This is a genomic window from Methylobacterium sp. E-066 (assembly GCF_022829635.1).
Classification (GTDB): domain Bacteria; phylum Pseudomonadota; class Alphaproteobacteria; order Rhizobiales; family Beijerinckiaceae; genus Methylobacterium.
In genome coordinates this window covers 24,696-44,291 of the sequence record NZ_JAKSYO010000182.1, presented here as the reverse complement: position 1 = coordinate 44,291, position 19,596 = coordinate 24,696, and the positions used below count along the sequence as shown (strand labels likewise).

The window sequence follows — 19,596 nt, the reverse complement described above, 5'->3', positions numbered from 1 at the left end:
GAGATTTTGAGCATCCAGGCCGGACTTATCTTCCAAGCCTTGACCGTCGCGCTTCGAGCGGGCCAGTGCGGCACCGCCCGACTCCCAAGAGGTCGGCGACAGGGCCGCGGGTAGCGCTGTTCGCGGGCCGCCGGGCCGTGGTATCAGCGGCCTCTCCGCCCGGCCCGCAGGACGACACCCGACGCGGGCGGAGCGCGGACAACACGGATCTGGCACACGTGACGGCGGCTGAGAGTGGCGGCGCACTTCCGGGATGGCGGTTCTCCGTCGCCCCGATGATGGACTGGACGGATCGGCATTGCCGCGCCTTCCATCGCACCCTGTCGGCGCGGGCGCGGCTCTACACCGAGATGGTCACCACCGGCGCGGTGCTGCACGGGCCGCGCGAACGGCTGCTCGGCTTCTCGGCGATGGAGCACCCGGTGGCGGTGCAACTCGGCGGATCGGACCCGGGCGAGCTGGCGCAGGCCGCGCGGATCGCGGCGGATTTCGGCTACGCGGAGATCAACCTCAATGTCGGCTGCCCGTCGGACCGGGTGCAGGACGGCCGGTTCGGCGCCTGCTTGATGCGCGAGCCGGCCCTGGTCGGCGACTGCGTGGCCGCGCTGAAGGCCGCCGTCTCCGTGCCGGTGACGGTGAAATGCCGGATCGGCGTTGACGACCAGGATCCCGAAGTGGCCCTCGACGCGCTCGCCGACGCGGTCGTGGCCGCCGGGGTGGACGGGCTGATCGTCCACGCTCGCAAGGCCTGGCTCCAGGGCCTGTCGCCCAAGGAGAACCGCGACGTGCCGCCCCTCGATTACGGCCGCGCCGCGCGGCTGAAGCGGCGGCTCGGCGCCCTGCCGGTCGCGGTCAATGGCGGCCTGCGCGATCTCGAATCCGCGCAAGAACGCCTCGCCGAGGTCGACGGCGTGATGGTCGGCCGCGCCGCCTATACCGAGCCGGCGCTGCTGCTCGGCGTCGATCCAAAACTGTTCGGCGTGGCCGCGCCGGTGCCCGACGCCTTCGCGGCCGTCGAGGCGTTCGAGCCTTACGTCGCCGCCGCCCTGGCGCGCGGCGAGCGCCTGCACGCGATCACCCGCCACATGCTCGGGCTGTTCAACGGCCGGCCGGGCGCGCGCGCCTTCCGGCGCCACCTCTCGACCCACGGGATGCGGCAAGAGGCCGGCCTCCAGACCTTGCGGGACGCGGTGGCGACGGTCTCGCGCGAAGTGCCGGAGGCGCGGGCAGCCTGAACGCCTCAGGGCGGACTCAGGATCAGCCGGTCGCCCCGGACCTCGTAGGCGGACAGGCGCGTCAGGAAGGTCTGGCCCAGCAGGTTGCCGGCGAGCGAGCCGGGCCGCGCCACCATGGCGTTCACCCGCCGCTCGGTGATCGTGCCGATGCGCAGCGCATCGAGCTGGATCGGCGCGGCATAGGCGAGGCCGTTGGCGGTGGCGACCCGGGCGGTGAAGTCGGCCGGCGCCGGCGTGAGCCCCAAGGCCGCGGCGTTCTCGGCGGTCAGCACGACGCTGCTCGCCCCGGTATCGAACAGGAACGGCTGCACCCGACCGTTGACCTCGGCCTCGACCCGAAAATCGCCGTCCGCCCGGCGGGTGATCGTCACCGTGCCGCCGGGCCCGGACACCGCCGAGCCGGGCCGGAGATCGCCGAGCACCCGGGCGCCGACGCCCTGGAACCGGTCGCGGTAGCTGTAGCCGATCACCAGGGCGAGCCCGATCAGCGCCCAGGCGAAGAGCGCGCGCAGGTTCGGGCCGAGTGCGGACCTGAATTGCCGCCAGTAGCCGGCGACCACCAGGGCCAGGATGCCGCCGGTGGAGGCGAGGGCGGCCAAGTGGTCGGGCTCGATCACGCCGCCGAGGCTGTCGCTGCCGTCACTCAAGACCAGCACGGCCGTAACCAGCGCGATGGCGGCGAGCCCGAGATAGATCATAACGGCAGCGGCTCCTCCAGGGGCACGAAACCGGCCGCGCGCATCCGGTCCTGAAGCCCGGCCATGATGGTCCGGCGCGTCGCCTCCGGCATCCCGCCCCAGGCGGCGATCTCGTCGCGGCTGCGCCCGCAGCCGCGGCAGAGCCCGCTGGCGGCGTCGAGGACGCAAACCTTAGTGCAGGGGGAGGAGGGTTTGGGCGCGGGCGACATCGCCGATCCTTGGCCGAGGGATCGTGGCTCGATCAAGGCCCGGAATGCCACATCAATCCGCCAAGGCCGCCACCAGGGCCAGCAGCGCGGCGATCTCGGACACCTGCTGGCAGGCGCCGATCACGTCGCCGGTCTGGCCGCCGATCTTGCGCCGGGCGAGCCGGGTGAGGGCCAGCGCCGCGAGGCCGGCGCACAGGATCGCCAGCGCGACGCCGCGCAGCGGCAGGCCGAGGATCACGCCGGCGAGCGCCACCCCGAGACCGATCCCGAGGGCGACCCAGAGACTCGCCCGGTCCGGGCGGCCGACCGCGGCGGAGAGGCCGCCGGGCCGGGCCGGCGGCAGCAGCACCATCGGGGCGAGCGCCGCGAGCCGCGACAGGGCGGCGACCAGGATCAGCACGGTCGCGGCCGCGTAGCCGGTGCGGTCGAGGAGGGTCGCCAGCGCGCCGATGCGCAGCGCCAGCGCCAGGACCAGGGCCGCCCCGCCATAGGCGCCGATCCGGCTGTCGCGCATGATCTCCAGGCGGCGCTCGAGGGTGGCACCGCCGCCGAAGCCGTCGGCGACATCGGCCAGGCCATCCTCGTGGAGCGCACCCGTGGCCAGGACCATCACGGCCACCGCCAGGGTCGCGGCCAGGAACGGGCCGAGCCCGATCCACCAGCCCACCGTCAGCGTCAGGGCGGCGGGGAGAGCGAGGATCAGGCCGGCGAGGGGCAGCATCCGGGGCAGGGCGGTGAAATCGGGGACCCGGTGCGGGTCCGGCTCACCGGGCAGTTGCGGCACGGGCAGGCGGGAGTAGAACCGCAGGCACCCGGCGAGGTCGTAGAGGGCGCCGCGCCCGGGCCAATCGGCCTCCCCGCCGGTCTGCCTGTCCATCGCGGTCTCTCCCCCACCGCCCCCGGCGGGGCGAGCCGATCGCGAACGGTCGGGCGGCGCAGGATCACTATAGTCGCCCCGATACGCCGTCGTCTCCCCGTTCGCGGGCGCCCACAGGAAATCATCGCCGCCATGACCGACGCCGCCCAAACAGATCCCGGCCCGTTCGACGATATCCGCAACCTGCTCAAGGCGATGCCGGGCCCCGACCGGGACGCGCAGGAGGCGGTCGCCGCCCGGGACGCGACCCTGACCAAGCCGGCGGGCTCCCTGGGGCGGCTGGAAAACCTCGTGTCCTGGCTGGCGGCCTGGCAGGGCAAGGCGCCGCCGAGCCTCGACCGGCCGCTGGTCTGCGTCTTCGCCGGCAGCCACGGGGTGACGCGCAAGGGCGTCTCGGCCTTCCCGGACGCGGTCAACCGCCAGATGCTCGACAATTTCGCCGCCGGCGGGGCGGCGATCAACCAGATCTGCGCGGCCTACGGGCTCGGCTTCAAGGTGTTCGACCTCGCCCTCGACATGCCCACCGGCGACATCACCGAGGGCCCGGCCCTCGACGAGCGCGCCACCGTGGCGACCATGGCGTTCGGCATGGAGGCGGTGGCCGCCGGCACCGATTGCCTCGGCATCGGCGAGATGGGCATCGGCAACACCACGGTGGCAGCCGCCCTCTATGCCGCCCTGTTCGGCGGCGAGCCCGCTCACTGGGTCGGGCGGGGCACCGGCGTCGATCAGGACGGCCTCGCCCGGAAGGTGGCGGCCGTGGAGGCGGCGCTGGCTTACCATGCCGGCCATCTCGGCGACCCGCTCCAGGTGCTGGCCCGGCTCGGCGGCCGCGAGATCGCCGCCATGGCGGGGGCCATCCTGGCCGCGCGCCTGCAGCGCATCCCGGTGGTGATCGACGGCTACGTCGCCACCGCGGCGGCGGCGCTGCTCCACGCCGCCGACCCGTCGGCCCTCGACCATTGCCTGGCCGGCCACGTCTCGGCGGAGGGCGTCCACGCGGAGGTGCTGGAGCGGCTCGGCCTCGTGCCGCTGCTGGCGCTGGGGATGCGGCTCGGCGAGGGCTCGGGCGCCGCCATGGCGATCGGCCTGCTCAAGGGCGCGCTCGCCTGCCATACCGGCATGGCGACCTTCGCGCAGGCGGGGGTTTCGGGCAAGAGCGCCGGGTAGGCGCGCGGGCCACGATTCGATGCTATACCGGGCGGAACCGATAACGGATCCGTCGATCCCGCGTCCCTCCCACCAGATCACCTCATCCTGAGGTGGCGCAGCGAAGCGGAGCCCTCGAAGGAGGGCTCCAGGATTCGCGGCGATCCCTGGAGGGCTCCTTCGAGGCCCGTCGATCTTCGATCGTCGGGCACCTCAGGATGAGGGCGCGGGTGGGATCGCTGCGACGAACATGATGAACATCACCCAAGCCTTCACCTTCGAGGCCGCCCACCGGCTGCCGAACGTGCCCGCGACGCATCGCTGCCACCGGATGCACGGGCATTCCTACCGGGTCGAGCTGACCGTCTCCGGGCCGGTGGATCCGCATACGGGCTGGGTGATCGACTTCTACGACATCGAAAAGATCTTCGGCCCGCTGCTGGAGCGGCTCGACCACCATTGCCTCAACGAGATTGAGGGGCTGGAGAACCCGACCGCGGAGAACATCGCGGCCTGGATCTGGCATCGGCTGCGGCCGGACCTGCCGGGGCTCGCCCGGGTGCGGGTCGCGGAGACGCCAATGTCCTGGGCCGAGTACGATGGCGACTGACGCTGCGATCATCGGCGACCGCTCGGCGCTGGTGCTGTTTTCCGGCGGCCAGGATTCGGCCACCTGCCTCGCCTGGGCGCTCGACCGGTTCGACCATGTCGAGACCTTAGGCTTCGATTACGGCCAGCGGCACCGGGTCGAGCTCGAACGCCGGGCCGTCCTGCGCGACGGCATGGGCCGCATCGACCCGGCCTGGGCCTCGCGCCTCGGCGAGGATCACACGGTTGCGCTCGACGCTTTGGGAAAAATCTCCGAGACGGCGCTGACCCGGGATGCCGAGATCGGGTTCGAGGAATCGGGCCTGCCCAACACCTTCGTGCCCGGCCGCAACCTCGTGTTCCTGACCTTCGCGGCGGCGCTCGCCTATCGGCGCGGCATCCGGCACGTGGTCGGCGGCATGTGCGAGACCGACTATTCCGGCTATCCCGATTGCCGGGACGACACGATCAAGGCGCTGCAGGTCGCGCTGAATCTCGGCATGGAGCGCCGGTTCGTGCTGCACACGCCGCTGATGTGGCTCGACAAGGCGCAGACCTGGGGCCTCGCGGAGGATCTGGGCGGGCGCCCGCTCGTCGAGCTGATCATTGAGGACAGCCACACCTGCTATCTCGGCGAGCGCGGGGCGCGCCACGCCTGGGGCTACGGCTGCGGCACCTGCCCGGCCTGCCGGCTGCGGGCGGATGGGTTTGCCCGCTTCATCGCGTCTGCGGCCTGAGGCCGTCGACCAGCACGGCCAGCGTCCCCGAAAACGCCGCCGGATTTGCGAACAGCCGCTCCATCAGCAGCGCCCCCTCCAGGGTGGCGATGACGTAGCGGGCGAGCACCGCAGGCTCCGGACCGGACCGCACGCTGCCGTCCACCTGGCCCTCGCGCAACACCGCCTCCAGCCAGGCGAGATGCCCCTCGAAGAACGTCGCGACGTCGCCGCGCAGGCGCTCGGGCAGGGCCTCGCCCTCGATCGCGAGGGCCGCGCACAGGCAGCCGAGCCCCTGCTCGACGCCGCCGAGATAGAGCTGTCCATAGGAAGCGATCCGGCCCGGGCCGTCCGGCACCGCGGCGCGGATCGTTACCAGGGCTGCGTCGTAGCGGGCCGCGTAGGCCGCCACCAGCGCCGCCCCGAGATCGACCTTGGTGGGGAAATGGTGGTGGATGCTCGCCTTGCGGATGCCCACCGCCTCGGCGAGGTCGGCGTAGCTGAACCCGGCATAGCCGCGCCCCCGGACCAGGGTCTCGGCCTGACTCAGCAGCTCGGCGCGGGTGTCTCGCATCGCTCGGACATCGTCTCTCTCGGCTCGCGCGAACGTGTGACCGCCCGGCGCCGGGCGGCCAATCTGCCACTTGACCGCGCAAAGATCTACCTACTTAATGGTAGGTAATAAGAACACCTCACACATCGCCCGCTGCACTGTCGTGCTCGGCGGGAGAACACCCGGCCACCAGGCCTTGTGTGAGAGACGCCAAACAGGGAGGTTCCGGCATGACGGCATCCGCCGTCCATCCAGGCGAATCCGCCGCCGCGGGCCGCACACTGTCGCGGCGTCACGCCCTGTTCGCCGGCCTGTGCCTGTGCTGTCTGCCGAGCCTGGGGCGCGCCGCCGAGAGCTTCACGATGGAGGAGGTCGGCCCGGGCATTTTTATGCGCCAGGGCCTGATCGCCGACGCCACCGCCGACAATGCCGACGCCATCGCCAATATCGGCTTCCTCATCGGCCGGGACGGCGTGCTCGTCACCGAGACCGGCGGCAGCCTCGCGGACGGGCAGTGGCTGCGGGGCGAGATCACCAAGCGTACCTCGAAGCCGATCACCCATGTGGTGCTGACCCATGTCCACCCGGACCACGTGTTCGGGGCAGGGGCCTTCGTGCAGGACAAGCCGGTCTTCATCGGCCACGCCAAGCTCGCCGAGGCGCTGGGTGCCCGGGGCGAGTTCTACCGCCAGCGCCTGATCGAGATGCTCGGCGAGGATCGCACCGGCCCGGTGGTCTACCCGACGATGAGCGTCGCCGACACGGCCGAGATCGACCTCGGCGACCGCCGCCTGACCTTCACGGCACACGGGCCGGCCCATACCACCTGCGACCTGTCGATGCGCGATTCCGGCAGCGGCCTGCTGTTCCCCGCCGACCTGCTGTTCGTGAACCGGATCCCGTCCCTCGACGGCAGCCTCAGGGGCTGGCTCACCGAGATCGACCGGCTGAAAGGCATGGGCGCGACCCGGGCGGTGCCGGGCCACGGGCCGGTCTCGGTCGATCTCGCCCCCGCGCTCGCCGACCTCTCCGGCTACCTGACGGCGCTGCGCGACGGCACCCGCGCGGCGATCGCCAAGGATGTCCCGATCGACAAGGCCGTGGCCGGCGTCGCCCGGGACCAGCGGGACAAATGGGCCCTGTTCGATACCTATAACGGCCGCAACGTCACCGTGGCCTACCAGGAACTCGAGTGGGAATAGTTTTTTAGAAACGCCATACTGAGAGCAATCGGGAGAAACGCCATGACGCTCAAGACCGCCCACACGGCAGTGCTCGCCCTCATCCTCGCCACCTCCGCCTTGGCGGGTCCGGCCCTGGCCGCAGGCGCCTCCGACACCGAGCAGGAGCGGACCGCGCGCTGGCAGGAGATCGCCAAGTCGATCTTCGGCGACCGCGCCATCGAGACCACCGACAGCCTGGTGAAGATCGACGCCCCCGCCCGGGCGCTCGACGCCGCCCTGGTGCCGATCACCCTGACCATGCCCGAGCCGTCCCGGATCAAGGCGGTGTCGCTGGTGATCGACGACAACCCGGCGCCCTACGCGGCCAAGTTCGAGTTCGGGCCGGCCGCCGACCCGGCGGAGCTGAAGCTGCGGGTGCGGGTCAACAACTACACCGACATGCACGCCGTGGTGGAGACCCAGGACGGCAAGCTCTACGAGGCCAAGCAGTTCGTGAAGGCCTCCGGCGGCTGCTCGGCCCCGATGGGCATGAGCGACGAGGAGGCCATGAAGGGCATGGGCGACATGCGCGTGAAGTTCGCCGAGACGGCAGCCGGCAAGCCCGTGGAGGCGACGCTGATGATCCGCCACCCGAACTTTTCGGGCATGCAGATGAACCAGGTCACCCGCGACTACACGCCGGCCCGCTATATCGATAAGCTCACCGTCTCGGCCGGCGACAAGACGGTCTTCACCATGACGGGCGACATCTCGATTTCGTCGAACCCGGTGATCAACTTCGCGTTCAAGCCGGACGGCAAGCCGCTCCGGGTCGCGGCGAGCGACAATGCCGGCGGCAGCTGGCAGCACAGCTTCACCCCGCCGAGCCCGACCAACTGACCATGGCGCGTCTGATCCTGATCGGCCGGCTCGCGGCGGCCCTGGCCGCCATCGGCTGCCTCGCCGCCGCCCCGGCGGACTCACCCGTGAACGTGCCCGAGCCGGAGGGGCTCTATGCCGGGCCGCCGAAGGGTTACACCCCGCGGACGCTGGCCGGCGCCGCGGTGATCGACGCCGAAAAACTCGCCGCCCTGATGGCGGGGCCGGACAAGCCGGTTCTGATCGACGTCGCCGCCCCCGACCGCAAGCCGTCGAACTTCCCCGCCGGCCGGCTCTGGCTGCCGGTGCATCCCTCGATCCCCGGCTCGGTCTGGATGCCGGAGGCCGGGGCCGAGCCCCTGGCCCCGGGGCGCGAGCGCCTGTTCTACGCCCGGGTCGCCGAGCTGACCGGCGGCGACCCGGCCAAGCCCGTCGTTGTCTTCTGTCATGTCGAGTGCTGGGGCAGCTGGAACGCGGCCAAGCGCCTGGTCCGCAAGGGCTATACCGGCGTCCGCTGGTTTCCCGAGGGCGTCGAGGGCTGGCAGGAGACGCACGAGACCATGGCCCTGCGCGAGGATCCGGCGTGGAAGGCGGCGGCCGAGCCGCAGGCGGGGCGCTGACCCGCGGGGCGGGGCGGTGTATGAGAGCTGCCGAACGAAGCGCATGCAGCGGAACGCGCCCCCTCTCCCGTGCGGGAGAGGGTTGGGGTGAGGGACCAGGGTTCTCCGGAAAAGTCGCATCCCTCACCCTGTCCCTCTCCCGCACGGGAGAGGGGACCCGCACTCGACCGGGATGCCGAAAGAGGTCTGAACCATGTCGCAGGTCGTGCAGTCCCGCCGGCTCCGAGCCATCGACATCGGCAAGCGCAAGGCCGAGGGGCGCAAGATCATCGCGCTCACCGCCTACCATGCCCACACCGCCGGCATCGTCGATCCCTATTGCGACTTCATCCTGGTGGGCGATTCGCTCGGCATGGTGATGCACGGGATGGAATCGACCATTCCCGTCACCCTGGAGATGATGATCCTGCAGGCGCAGGCGGTGATCCGCGGCACCGCCAAGGCACTGGTGGTGGTCGACATGCCGTTCGGCTCCTACGAGGCGAGCCGGGAGCAGGCCTTCCTCAACGCCGCCCGGGTGCTCAAGGAGACCGGGGCGGGGGCGATCAAGATGGAGGGCGGGGCCCATTTCGCCGAGACGGTGGCGTTTCTGGTTCAGCGCGGCGTGCCGGTGATGGGCCATATCGGCCTCACGCCGCAGGCGGTGAACACGATGGGCGGGTTCAAGGTCCAGGGCCGGGCGCCGGACGACGAGCGCCGCCTGCTGGAGGACGCAAGGGCGATCTCCGAGGCCGGCGCCTTCGCGATCGTGCTGGAGGGCATCGTCGAGCCGGTGGCGCGCGCCATCGCGACGTCGCCCCAGGTCACCGCCGCCACGATCGGCATCGGCGCCTCGGCGGTCTGCGACGGGCAGATCCTGGTGCTAGAGGACATGCTCGGCCTGTCCGAGCGCACCCCGAAATTCGTGCGCCAGTTCGGGTCGCTGCGCGGCCATATCGAGGAGGCCGTGAAGGCCTACGCCGACGCGGTGCGGGCCGGGCGGTTCCCGGCGGACGATCATACCTACGGCTAGAGCGCTCGCAACCGAAGTGGATTCCGGTTCGGCGTCAGCGCGCGCGTTCGATGGTCCAGGCGCGCGACCTACGCTGCGCGGCCGGTCTCGGCCCTATCGGGCAGGAGCGCCATGAGGGCGGACAGGGCGGCGCTGGCCTCCCCTGACCAGACCAGGCGGGTCCGGTTGCGGCGTAGGTGCGGCGGCAGCGGATGGCGCTCGACCGCCGTGCTCAGGACCGCGTGGTCGAGCACTTCCGCCGGCACGATGGCCATGCCGGTGCCGGCCGCCACGCAGGCCACGATGGCGTGGTACGAGCTCATCTCCAGAACCCGGTCGTAGGACGCCCCCTCTTCGGCCAGCCACTCGATCAGGCGCTGCCGGTAGGAGCAGCCGTGCGGGAACGCCACCAGGGTCCGGCGGCGGGAGCCATCGCCGATCCCGGGCGCATTCCGGCCGGTGATCAGCACCAGTTCCTCGTCGAAGGCCGGCACCGACGACAAGCTTGCGTGATCGACCGGCTCGGAGACGAAGGCCGCCTCGATCTCGAAGCGCTCCAGTTGCCTCAGCATGGCCCGGGTCGTGCCGGTTTGCAGCTCGATCGTGACGTCGGGGAACTGCGCGTGGAAGGCCGACAGGATCGGCGGCAGCCGCGCGCCCGCCGCGCTCTCCAGCGAGCCCAGCCGCAGGACGCCGCGGACGACGCCGCTGCGCAACTCCTGCTCGGCCAGATCGGCCATCCGCAGCAGCGTCTCGGCATGGCCCAGGAGGGTGCGTCCGGCCTCGGTGAGGCTCAGGCTGCGGCCCTCGCGGCGGAACAGGGCCACACCCAGCCGCGCCTCGAACTGCTTGATCCGGGTCGTGACGTTGGACGGGACCCGATGCAGCCGCTTCGCCGCCCGCGTCACCCCGCCCTCGCGCACCACGCTGCGGAAGATGTCGAGATCGTCCAAATCCATCGTTCTCATGACGAGAAACGTACGTCACAAAAATTCATTTTCCAAGAACATCGGGAGGGTGTTCAAGGGGTGCCGACATGAGCACGCTCCAGCACGCCCCAACCGATTCCGAACGCGCGCCCTGGCCGGTGGTCGCCAGCGGCCTCGTCGCCCTAGCGGTCGCCATGGGCATCGGCCGGTTCGCGTTCACGCCGCTGATGCCGCTGATGATGCGCGACGGCACCCTCACCGCCGCCGCGGGCGCCGAATGGGCCGCGGCGAACTATGTCGGGTATCTGGTCGGCGCCCTGACGGCCTCGCGGTTCGCCGGCAATCCGCGGCTGGGCCTGCTCTTGAGCCTGGCCGGCGTGGCGCTGACCACGGTGGCGATGGCGGCGGTCGATCACGACGCGCCGGCCGGTCTCGGGGCCGGGCTGCGGGCCTTGGCCGGGGTGTTCGGCGCCTGGGCCCTGGTCTGCGCGAGCGGCTGGTGCCTGGCCGAGCTCGCCCGGCGTCGGGTCGGCGCGCTCGGGGCCTGGATCTACACCGGCGTCGGCTTAGGCGTCGCGCTCGCCGGCACGCTGGCCTGGCTCGGCGGGATTCAGCCGGCGGCCCGGCTGTGGCTCGAACTGGGGCTGGTCGCCGGGCTCGGCGCGCTGCTGGTCTGGTTCCTGTCCCGGGGGCAGGGCACGGCCCCAGCCGAGATCGAGGAGCGCGAAGCCGCTTCTTTCGCCCGTCCCCTCCGCAGCGGGCAGGCGGCCCTGGTCCTGTGCTACGGAATCTTCGGGTTCGGCTACATCGTGCCGGCGACGTTCCTGCCGGCGATGGCCCGCGAACTGGCCTCCGACCCAAAAGTGTTCGGCTTGACCTGGCCGCTGTTCGGCCTGGCCGCCGCCCTGTCGGTCGCGGCCGTGGCCCGCTGGCTGACGCGCGTGCCGCGCCAGCGCCTCTGGGCGGCGGCGCAGGGCCTCATGGCGCTCGGCACCGGCCTACCTCTGGCCGCCCACGCCCTCTGGGCGGTGGCGGCCTCGGCAATCCTGGTGGGCGGCACGTTCATGGTCGCCACCATGGCGGGCCTGCAACTCGCGCGCGAGGCGCGGCCCGACAACCCGACGCCGCTCCTCGCCCGCATGACCGCCGCCTTCGCGGCCGGACAGATCGTCGGCCCGGTTCTGGTGCGCCTCCTCGGTCACGGCCGCTGGGCCGGCTGGGACGCGCTGGACTGCACCGGCGCCGTCGCGACCGTGCTGCTGGTGCTTACGGCGTTGTGGCTGTGGCGCGCCGCGCGACCAGCCCCCGAGAACTCGACAATGTTCACAGCTCGTCCTCTGTAAGGCGCGACGCGCGCTCCTCCCCCTTGTGGCTACGGACTACACAGGTTTCGACCGTGGCCGTGATCATGCCGTGGGCGCAGAAGGCGCCGGTCCCCTCTCCCGTGCGGGAGAGGGGGCGCATGGCGGCTTTCGCAAGCCGATGTGTGAACGTCGTCGCCCCACAGGGGGGAGGGGAAAAGGCGCCTTTTTTCAGTGGCTTGTTTCTGATTATGTTGTGCCAAGCCGATAGCTGGAAAGCCTGGTGACCGCCTGACACGGCATCCGGTCCGAACCTCCCGCCGCCCGCGGCCGTGCGTGTGGACGCAGCGACGCGTGGTGGGTTACCCCACCCGCCGCAACGGCAGCCGCAGCCCCGGGGCCGGCCTCTCCAAAAGAACCTCCCGGCGGAAGCGCACCAGCCGCGCCGGCCGGCCGGCGGTGCCGCTGGTCAGGGCTTCGGTCTCCTCCACCAGCCCCTGCTGGGCCACGAGCCGGCGAAAATTCTGCTTGTGCAGCTGCGTACCCGACAGCGCCTCGACGGTGCGCTGAAGCTGGAGCAGGGTGAAGGCCGGGGGCATCAGCTCGAACACCACCGGGCGATACTTGATCTTGCCGCGCAGCCGGCCGATTGCGGTAGCGAGCACCCGGCGGTGGTCGAAGGCCATGGGCACGCCGGTCGGGTCGTTCTGCACCGCCGGGCCGGCATTGCCGCGCGCCTCCGGGATCAGGCCGGCCTCGAACAGCAATTCGTAGCGCTCCAGCACCCGCTCCTCGTTCCAGGTGCCGCCGTTCATCCCGAAGGTGAGGCCGAGGCGGTCGAGGCGGCGGGTCCGGATGGCGCAATCCTCGGGCTCGGCCGCCCAGGCCGCGAGCCGGCTCTCGATCGCGTCGAGCTGGGGCGGGCGGCCTTTGCGGAAATCCTCGTACGGGAGGTAGCGATACCAGTTCTGCCACGCCGCCTCGGCCAGGCCGGCCGGGCGCTCCTCGCGGACCAGGGCGAGGTAGGCCACGGAGAGCGCGTGCGCCTCCGGCGCCTCGTCGCCGCCGGAGCGGTCGCGGTCGCCGAAGGTGTAGAGCTGCTCGACATAGCCGAGGCGCTGATGGGTCTGCCGCTCCACCCAGGCGCGCAGGCCGCGCTCCAGGGTGGCGTGCTCGGGCACGAGCGGCCCGGCCGGCAGGCCGTCGCCGCGGCCCGGCGCCTGATCCGGGACCCGGATGGTCAGGGCGCGCGGCTCCCCCTTGGTCGCCGCGACGATCACCGCGACGAGGCCCACGGAGGAGCGCTCCGGCAGGGCCTGTACCCCGCGCGCACCCGTCTGCGCCTCGCCGACCGTCATCGCCCCTCGAAACCCTCTCCCGCCGGGCGCGGGATTTTTTCAGACCGGATCCGTCCCTATAGGGGGACAGGATCGCCCCGCGTCAACGCGGCCGTGTGACCGGACGGGTTGCCAAGCCGGCCGTCCCTGCCCAAACAGAGCCGCCCGAGACGTGTCGGCGCGGGGCCGGCGCGGGGCCAGGTCCGGCGGGGGCAGGGGACCACGATGGCAGCGAGCGCGATCTCCGCGACGGCCGGGAGCCGGCCCGTCGACCTGCGGCTCTACGGCCTCCTCGATGTCGGAATCTGCGGCGCGGACGGGGACCATCTCGCCCGCCTCGCCGCCGACGCGGTGACGGGGGGCGCCACCCTGCTTCAATACCGCGAGAAGGACATCCCGGATGCCCGCGCCGCCCTCGCGCGGATCCGGGCGATCCAGGCCGCCGTGGGAGGCCGGGTGCCGGTTCTGGTCAACGACCGGGTCGATCTCGCCCTGGCGGCGGGGGCGGATGGCGTCCATCTCGGCCAGAGCGATCTCCACCCGGCCGAGGCGCGCCGCCTGCTGGGGGAGGGGGCGATCATCGGGTTGACCGTCAAGACCGCCGCCCAGGCCGACGAGCTGTACCGGCTCCCGGTCGATTACGCCTGCATTGGCGGCGTGTTCGCCACCACCAGCAAGGACAATCCCGACCCGCCGGTCGGCCTCGACGGCTTTTCGCGCATCGCCTTCCGGGCCCGGCTCGCCCGGGGCGCGGGCCTGCCGCTCGGCGCCATCGCGGGGATCGGCCTGCACAACGCCGCCCCGGTGATCGCCGCCGGGGCGGACGGCGTCGCGGTGATCACCGCCCTGTTCGGCACGGAGCCGGTGCGGCAGCGCGCCCGGGAGCTGCGCGCGGCCATCGACGCCGCCCTGGCGGCGCGGGGAGCCGCCCGGTGAGCGGCGCCAGCCCCATCGCGGTCACCATCGCGGGCTCGGATTCCGGCGGCGGCGCCGGCATCCAGGCCGACCTCAAGACCTTCTCGGCCCTCGGCGTCTACGGCGCCAGCGTGATCACGGCACTCACGGCCCAGAACACAAGGGGCGTCCAGGGCATCCACGACGTGCCAGCCGATTTCGTGGCCCGGCAGATCGACAGCGTCTTCTCCGACCTCGCGGTCGACGCCGTGAAGATCGGCATGCTGTCGCAGATCGCGGTGATCGAAGCGGTGGCCGACGGGCTGGCACGGCAGGCCGGCAAAATCCCGGTGGTCCTCGACCCCGTGATGGTCGCCACCAGCGGCGACCGGCTGATCTCGGAGGACGCCGTGGCGGCGCTCCGGGACCGGCTGCTGGCGCGGGCCGACCTGATCACCCCCAACCTGCCGGAGGCGGCGGTGCTGCTCGGCGAGGCCGTGGCCGAGGACGAGGCGGGTGCCGCGGCCCAGGCCCGGCGGCTGGTGGCGCTCGGTGCCCGCGCCGTGCTGATCAAGGGCGGACACGGGACCGGCGCCATGAGCGTCGATCACCTCGTAACTGCCGACGGTCACGCGCAGACCTTCGCGGCCCCGCGACTCGCCACGCGGAACACCCACGGCACCGGCTGCACCCTGTCCTCCGCGATCGCGGCCGGGCTGGCCCGGGGCCTGACGCTGCCGGAGGCCGTGGCGGCCGCCAAGGATTACCTCACGGCGGCGCTCATCGCGGCGGATCGGCTGGCGATCGGCTCCGGTCACGGCCCGGTCCACCACTTTCACGCGATCTGGCCCTAACTTAAGGGGGGCGCCCGCCTTGCGTCCGGACGGCGATTGCGTTTGAAGAAGCGCACGATCGTTCGTATAACGGAACGGCCTGGGTGGACCGGTGACGATGCAGGACCAGGCGGAACGGCCCGACCGGGCGCGCGGACGCGACCTGTTGACCGGGGCGCAAGTGCTCTCCGGCCAGCTTGGCAAGACGATCCAGCGCCTGCGCAAGGCCTACAACCTCTCGCTGTCGGAGCTCGCCGAGCAATCGGGCGTGGCGAAATCGATCATCAGCCAGATCGAGCGCAACGAGACCAATCCGACGCTGGCGACGATCTGGCGGCTGTCCCAGGCCCTGGACGTGTCGATCGACCGGGTCCTGGCGGCCGGCGACGAGGAGCCGTTCATCGAAAAGACCTCCCGGGCCGACACGCCGATCCTGGTCTCGGAAGACGGCAAGGTGCGGCTGGCGATCACCGGCTGGATCAAGACGATCGAGTGGCTGCAATGGTACGAGGTCACGGCCGATCCCGGCGGCGTGCTCGATTCGGACCCGCACCAGCGCGGCTCGGTGGAATCGCTCTCGGTCGCCGAGGGCGCGTTCGAGGTCGAGATCGGCGGCAGCGTGCAGCGCGCCCGGGCCGGCGAGACCCTGCGCTACCGCTGCGACCGCCCGCACCTCGTGCGCTGCACCGAAGGCCCGGCCCGGGCTACCATGGTGGTGATCCTGAAGGCGGCGGTGATGGAGTGAGGCTTTCGGCCTCGCCGATCCGTGCCGGGTCGAACGGCGTGGTGCGATAGATCTCGCTGATCCAGTTGCCGAACAGCAGATGCGCGTGGCTCCGCCACGTGTTTCGCGGCGGTTTGGACGGATCATCGTCGGGGAAATAGTTTGCAGGCACCGAAGCGCCGGCATCGCGGACGTATTCGTCGGCGAGCGTGGCCGTATCATATTCCAAGTGATTGAACATGTGGAGCGACCGGCGCTCCAGATCGCCGAGGAGGCACAAGCCGGTCTCCGGGCTGTCGGCCAGGACGGACAGACCGCACCCTTCCGGGATGTCCTCCTGGCGCACCTCCGTCCAGCGGGAAACCGGGACGCAGAACTCGTCCGAGAAGCCGCGCAGATAGGGTGAGGCCGGGGCGCGATTCTGGTGGCGGTACACGCCGAACGCCTTCTGCGCGAGTGTCCGCTTCGGGATCCTGTGGGCGTGGTAGACCGCCGCCTGCGCCGCCCAGCAGATCGTCAGACAGCTGTGGACGTGCGAGTGCGTCCAGTCGAAGACGCGGCACAGTTCGGCCCAGTACCGGACCGCCTCGAAGGGTAGCCGCTCGACGGGGGCTCCCGTGATGATGAATCCGTCGAACCGCTCCTTCCGGACATCGCTCCAGGGCCGGTAGAACGCATCCATGTGCTCGGCCGGGGTATTCCGGGCGACATGGTCGGTCATCCGGACCAGGGTCAGTTCGACCTGAAGCGGGCTCGCTCCGAGCAGGCGGGCGACTTGCGTCTCGGTGCTGATCTTGTTGGGCATCAGGTTGAGCAGGCCGATCCGCAGCGGCCGGATGTCCTGACGGACCGCGTCGGTCTCGCGCATCACCACGACGCCTTCGGCCTCCAGGGCGCGGGCAGCGGGGAGATCGTCGGGAATCTTGATTGGCACGGTGCGTCGTCCCTCCTTCGGAAACCGACGCGCGTGGCTTGATCCGCTTGGTTGCCGGCTCGGCCACATCCTCCTTGCGGAGCGCCACCTTGCCCGGATCGGCAGGTTGGCGTCGAGCGTCGGCCCGACTCTTGATGTGCGGCCAGAATTACCGAGACGGCTCAGGTTGTTCAAGGGTCGGCTTGCTGCCGACCGAGAACTCACTTCGCACGCGCAGCGGCCATAATGGCCGCCGTTGCGGTAATCCCATCCGAGAGGCGGGTGGCTACCGCCCGGTATTCACCCACCGCACCACGTCGGCCAGCACGATGGTCAGCGCCTGGTCGAGGGCTTGGGCACCGTTGCCGGCATCGATCTTCGCCACCGGCACCCGGGCGGTGAAGATCCGGGCGGCGGTGACCTTGCCGGTGCCGTCGGCGACGAGCTTCAGCGACAGGTCGACCACCGCCTCCCCGGTCGTCGCCTGGATGTCGAAGGCGCGGATCTCGCTGATCAGCTGGTAATCGGCCACGACCTTGTCGCCGGGCCGGCTGACCGAGCGGAGCCGGCCGGAATTCTCCAGGCTCTGGAGGAGGCGGGTCTGGATCAGCCGCGGCAGCCGGTCGGCCCATTGGCCGCCGCCCAGGAAGGCGAGGGCGCCGCCGCCTTCGCGCACGATGATCCGGTCGGCCTCGAACGGCTGGATGCCCACCGGCTCCGAGACCGCGATCGAGCGGCCGGCGGCAACCGGGCGACCGGCCGGCGGGAGCGCCGCGAGATCGAAGGTCAGCGGTGCCGCGCCGCCGCCGCAGCCGCCCAGGAGGGCGGCGAGCAGCGCGGCGGCGAGGAGGTGGGACGAGCGGGCCATACGCACAACCTGAGGAACCCCGCCGACGCGCGGCGGAGCTGTATAAGCTATGCCGCAGAAACTATCCCTCGCCCGTATCCGTGCCGTGCGCCGGGACACATCGACCCGGCGCACGGCACTTTCACCGGCCGCCGTTGTATTCGGGCAACGATGGCTTGCCGCCGAAGATCACCTGGCTCGGATCGCGTTCCAGGCTGCGCACGGTGCGGTTCAGGGTGTTCAGCGTGCGCTGGCCGTCCCCCGACAGGGCCTCCACCTCCCGGCGTCCGGTGCCGCTGAGCCGGCCGAAATTGGTCGAGATGCTGGCGGTGCGCTTGTCGAGGTTCTCCGACATGACGCGGAACGCCTTGCCGGCGTCGCGCACCGAGACTGCGGCCGCGCGGATCTCGGTAAACGTGCTGGAGCCCTCCTGGCCGGCGGCGGAGCCGAGGAAGCTCTGGGCGCCGTTGAGCACCCCGTCGATCTTGTCGGCCGAGGCGTTGAGCTTGGCCGCCAGCGAACGGGCATCGTGCACGGCGCCCTCGATGTCCGGGCTGGACTTGGACAGGGCCGCCGAGAAGCGGTCGGCATTGTCGATCACGTGGCCGAGCTTCACCCCATCCACCGCCTTGACCAGGGTCGCGATGTTCGGGCCGGCCTCGGCCAGCGTCTTCGAGAACGCCTCGACGTTGGTGAGTGCGCGGTTGATCGCGCCCTCGTTGCCGGCCACGATCCGGTCGAGGCGGGCGAGCATGTCGTCGGCGCGCTGGGCCACCTGGCGGGCCAGCGCCATCATGTCCTGCATGTCGGAGGAATCGGCGAAGATCGTCGGCGGCTCACCGTTGGCCATCGGCGTGAGCACCGGCGCGTCGGCGTTGCCGCCCGACAGGGAGATCACCGAGACGCCGGTCAGCATCGCCGAATCGAGGCGGGCGCGGGTATCGGCCCGGAGCGGCGTCGAGGGATCGACCTTGATCTGGGCGAGCACCCGGCGCGGGTCCTGCGGGGCGAGGCGGATATCGGTGACCTCGCCGACCTTGATGCCGTTGAAGTTCACGCTCGACCCGCGGGAGAGCCCGCCAACCGAGCCGGAGAACACGATGCGGACGGTCTGGCTGACCTGCCGCGACGAGCCGCCGGAGAGCCACAGCACGGTGCCGAAGCCCGCCAGGATCACGGCGAGGGTGAAGGCCCCGATGAGGGCGTAGTTCGCGCGGGTTTCCATGCGGTCAGCCTGCGGTTCCGCTCGGCGAAACAAGTCCGGCCGAGCTGCGTGTCACCGATCCCGGACGGGAGCGGGACGGGATCAGGGGGAAGGGACGGTCAGGCATGCGCCGGCACGCCTGTGGTGATGGCGCGGGCGCGCTTGCCGTGGAAATACGAGCGCAACCAGGGATGGTCGCTCGCCAGCATCTCCTCGATCGTCCCGGCGGCGATGATCTGGCCGTCGCCGAGCGCCGCGATGCGGTCGCAGGCGGTGTAGAGGCTGTCGAGGTCGTGGGTGACCATGAACACGGTCAGGCCCAGCGTCTCCTTCAGGGTGGAGACGAGGTCGTCGAACTCGCCCGCGCCGATCGGGTCGAGCCCCGAGGTCGGTTCGTCCAGGAACAGGATCTCGGGATCGAGCGCCAGGGAGCGGGCGAGCGCCGCGCGCTTGATCATGCCGCCGGACAGCTCCGAGGGCAGCTTGTCGGCGGCATCCGGTTGCAAGCCGACCATCTCGATCTTGAGCCGGGCGAACTCGTCGAGCAGGCGCTCGGACAGGTTCAGGTGCTCGCGCATCGGCATCTGGATGTTCTGCTTGACGGTCAGCGCCGAGAACAGGGCGCCCTGCTGGAACAGCACGCCCCAGCGCTGCTCCATGCGGCGGCGCTCGGCATGGGTCATGCCGTCGACGTCGCGGCCGAACACCTCGATCGTGCCGGCCCGCTTGGGCGTGAGGCCGAGAATCGTCCGGGTCAGCACCGACTTGCCCTGGCCCGAGGGCCCGACGAAGCCCATGATCTCGCCCGCCCGGATGTCGAGGTTCAGACCTTTCAGGATGTTGCGGTCCCGGAAGCCGACCACGAGGTCGCGCACCCGGATGATGGGCGCGGGGCCGGCTTCGGTTTCGGGCATGGCGGGGGCGATCATCAGGACG

22 protein-coding genes and 1 riboswitch are annotated in these 19,596 nt (G+C 71.2%); of the genes, 12 read left to right on the top strand and 10 right to left on the bottom strand.

Annotation, left to right across the window (positions count from 1 at the left end):
• The first annotated feature begins 218 nt into the window (after positions 1 to 218).
• Complete coding sequence (gene dusA, locus MKL20_RS25825; RefSeq protein ID WP_313902754.1) at positions 219 to 1,235, top strand: tRNA dihydrouridine(20/20a) synthase DusA; 1,017 nt, start codon at positions 219 to 221, stop codon at positions 1,233 to 1,235.
• A gap of 5 nt (positions 1,236 to 1,240) precedes the next feature.
• On the opposite strand, the gene MKL20_RS25820 is transcribed toward dusA, so the two are convergent.
• The 3 genes from MKL20_RS25820 to cobS are packed head-to-tail and all read right to left on the bottom strand — an operon-like array spanning position 1,241 to position 3,019.
• Positions 1,241 to 1,933, bottom strand: a complete 693-nt coding sequence (locus tag MKL20_RS25820) for a TIGR02281 family clan AA aspartic protease (protein ID WP_244039046.1) — start codon at positions 1,931 to 1,933, stop codon at positions 1,241 to 1,243.
• Entirely contained in the window at positions 1,930 to 2,142 is a 213-nt protein-coding gene (locus MKL20_RS25815) for a DUF1289 domain-containing protein (RefSeq protein ID WP_243963302.1), read from the bottom strand. The genes MKL20_RS25820 and MKL20_RS25815 overlap by 4 nt, the downstream gene beginning before the upstream one ends.
• Before the next feature lie 52 nt (positions 2,143 to 2,194).
• Positions 2,195 to 3,019: an adenosylcobinamide-GDP ribazoletransferase gene (cobS, locus tag MKL20_RS25810; protein WP_244039045.1), complete on the bottom strand. Its 825-nt coding sequence runs from the start codon at positions 3,017 to 3,019 to the stop codon at positions 2,195 to 2,197.
• Between the two features lie 132 nt (positions 3,020 to 3,151).
• Here cobS and cobT point away from each other — a divergent pair, with 132 nt between their 5' ends.
• From cobT to queC, 3 genes are all read left to right on the top strand, one after another.
• A complete protein-coding gene (cobT, locus tag MKL20_RS25805) occupies positions 3,152 to 4,189 on the top strand; it encodes a nicotinate-nucleotide--dimethylbenzimidazole phosphoribosyltransferase (protein ID WP_244039044.1) in 1,038 nt (345 codons plus the stop codon).
• A gap of 232 nt (positions 4,190 to 4,421) precedes the next feature.
• Positions 4,422 to 4,778, top strand: coding sequence for a 6-carboxytetrahydropterin synthase QueD (gene queD, locus MKL20_RS25800; protein ID WP_244039066.1), 357 nt, complete (start codon positions 4,422 to 4,424; stop codon positions 4,776 to 4,778).
• A complete protein-coding gene (gene queC / locus MKL20_RS25795; protein WP_244039043.1) occupies positions 4,768 to 5,493 on the top strand; it encodes a 7-cyano-7-deazaguanine synthase QueC in 726 nt (241 codons plus the stop codon). The genes queD and queC overlap by 11 nt, the downstream gene beginning before the upstream one ends.
• On the opposite strand, the gene MKL20_RS25790 is transcribed toward queC, so the two are convergent.
• The gene (locus MKL20_RS25790; RefSeq protein ID WP_244039042.1) at positions 5,474 to 6,046 is read right to left on the bottom strand and encodes a TetR/AcrR family transcriptional regulator; all 573 of its coding nucleotides are present in this window, start codon (positions 6,044 to 6,046) and stop codon (positions 5,474 to 5,476) included. The two genes, queC and MKL20_RS25790, sit on opposite strands and share 20 nt — an antisense overlap.
• 209 nt (positions 6,047 to 6,255) lie before the next feature.
• Here MKL20_RS25790 and MKL20_RS25785 point away from each other — a divergent pair, with 209 nt between their 5' ends.
• The 4 genes from MKL20_RS25785 (at position 6,256) to panB (ending at position 9,699) form a co-directional block, all read left to right on the top strand.
• The gene (locus MKL20_RS25785; protein ID WP_244039041.1) at positions 6,256 to 7,227 is read left to right on the top strand and encodes a quinoprotein relay system zinc metallohydrolase 2; all 972 of its coding nucleotides are present in this window, start codon (positions 6,256 to 6,258) and stop codon (positions 7,225 to 7,227) included.
• 42 nt (positions 7,228 to 7,269) lie between these two features.
• Positions 7,270 to 8,088, top strand: coding sequence for a quinoprotein dehydrogenase-associated SoxYZ-like carrier (locus tag MKL20_RS25780; RefSeq protein ID WP_244039040.1), 819 nt, complete (start codon positions 7,270 to 7,272; stop codon positions 8,086 to 8,088).
• Positions 8,089 to 8,090: 2 nt separating this feature from the next.
• A complete protein-coding gene (locus MKL20_RS25775) occupies positions 8,091 to 8,687 on the top strand; it encodes a rhodanese-like domain-containing protein (protein WP_244039039.1) in 597 nt (198 codons plus the stop codon).
• Positions 8,688 to 8,880: 193 nt separating this feature from the next.
• Positions 8,881 to 9,699, top strand: a complete 819-nt coding sequence (gene panB / locus MKL20_RS25770; protein WP_244039038.1) for a 3-methyl-2-oxobutanoate hydroxymethyltransferase — start codon at positions 8,881 to 8,883, stop codon at positions 9,697 to 9,699.
• 68 nt (positions 9,700 to 9,767) lie between these two features.
• Here the strand turns inward: panB and MKL20_RS25765 are convergent, their stop codons facing one another.
• On the bottom strand, positions 9,768 to 10,637 hold the full coding sequence (locus MKL20_RS25765) for a LysR family transcriptional regulator (RefSeq protein WP_244039037.1): 870 nt from the start codon (positions 10,635 to 10,637) through the stop codon (positions 9,768 to 9,770).
• A 77-nt stretch (positions 10,638 to 10,714) separates the two neighbouring features.
• Between MKL20_RS25765 and MKL20_RS25760 the strand changes: the two genes are divergently transcribed.
• Positions 10,715 to 11,950 carry a YbfB/YjiJ family MFS transporter gene (locus tag MKL20_RS25760; protein WP_244039036.1) on the top strand — a complete coding sequence of 412 codons (1,236 nt, stop codon included), beginning with the start codon at positions 10,715 to 10,717 and terminating at the stop codon, positions 11,948 to 11,950.
• Between the two features lie 320 nt (positions 11,951 to 12,270).
• On the opposite strand, the gene MKL20_RS25755 is transcribed toward MKL20_RS25760, so the two are convergent.
• Complete coding sequence (locus MKL20_RS25755; RefSeq protein WP_243963281.1) at positions 12,271 to 13,266, bottom strand: NUDIX hydrolase; 996 nt, start codon at positions 13,264 to 13,266, stop codon at positions 12,271 to 12,273.
• Between the two features lie 204 nt (positions 13,267 to 13,470).
• Here MKL20_RS25755 and thiE point away from each other — a divergent pair, with 204 nt between their 5' ends.
• From thiE to MKL20_RS25740, 3 genes are all read left to right on the top strand, one after another.
• The gene (gene thiE / locus MKL20_RS25750; RefSeq protein WP_244039035.1) at positions 13,471 to 14,181 is read left to right on the top strand and encodes a thiamine phosphate synthase; all 711 of its coding nucleotides are present in this window, start codon (positions 13,471 to 13,473) and stop codon (positions 14,179 to 14,181) included.
• Positions 14,178 to 14,993, top strand: coding sequence for a bifunctional hydroxymethylpyrimidine kinase/phosphomethylpyrimidine kinase (gene thiD, locus MKL20_RS25745; RefSeq protein ID WP_244039034.1), 816 nt, complete (start codon positions 14,178 to 14,180; stop codon positions 14,991 to 14,993). Before thiE ends, thiD begins: the two co-directional genes overlap by 4 nt.
• 97 nt (positions 14,994 to 15,090) lie before the next feature.
• Positions 15,091 to 15,717, top strand: a complete 627-nt coding sequence (locus MKL20_RS25740; protein ID WP_244039065.1) for a helix-turn-helix domain-containing protein — start codon at positions 15,091 to 15,093, stop codon at positions 15,715 to 15,717.
• On the opposite strand, the gene metA is transcribed toward MKL20_RS25740, so the two are convergent.
• From metA to MKL20_RS25720, 4 genes are all read right to left on the bottom strand, one after another.
• Complete coding sequence (gene metA, locus MKL20_RS25735) at positions 15,677 to 16,630, bottom strand: homoserine O-succinyltransferase (RefSeq protein WP_244039033.1); 954 nt, start codon at positions 16,628 to 16,630, stop codon at positions 15,677 to 15,679. The two genes, MKL20_RS25740 and metA, sit on opposite strands and share 41 nt — an antisense overlap.
• Positions 16,631 to 16,667: 37 nt before the next feature.
• Positions 16,668 to 16,773, bottom strand: a riboswitch (SAM-I-IV-variant riboswitch).
• A gap of 122 nt (positions 16,774 to 16,895) precedes the next feature.
• Positions 16,896 to 17,477, bottom strand: a complete 582-nt coding sequence (locus MKL20_RS25730; RefSeq protein WP_244039032.1) for an ABC-type transport auxiliary lipoprotein family protein — start codon at positions 17,475 to 17,477, stop codon at positions 16,896 to 16,898.
• 121 nt (positions 17,478 to 17,598) lie between these two features.
• Positions 17,599 to 18,681: an MlaD family protein gene (locus MKL20_RS25725; protein WP_243963277.1), complete on the bottom strand. Its 1,083-nt coding sequence runs from the start codon at positions 18,679 to 18,681 to the stop codon at positions 17,599 to 17,601.
• A 98-nt stretch (positions 18,682 to 18,779) separates the two neighbouring features.
• Complete coding sequence (locus MKL20_RS25720; RefSeq protein WP_244039031.1) at positions 18,780 to 19,574, bottom strand: ABC transporter ATP-binding protein; 795 nt, start codon at positions 19,572 to 19,574, stop codon at positions 18,780 to 18,782.
• Positions 19,575 to 19,596: the final 22 nt, after the last annotated feature.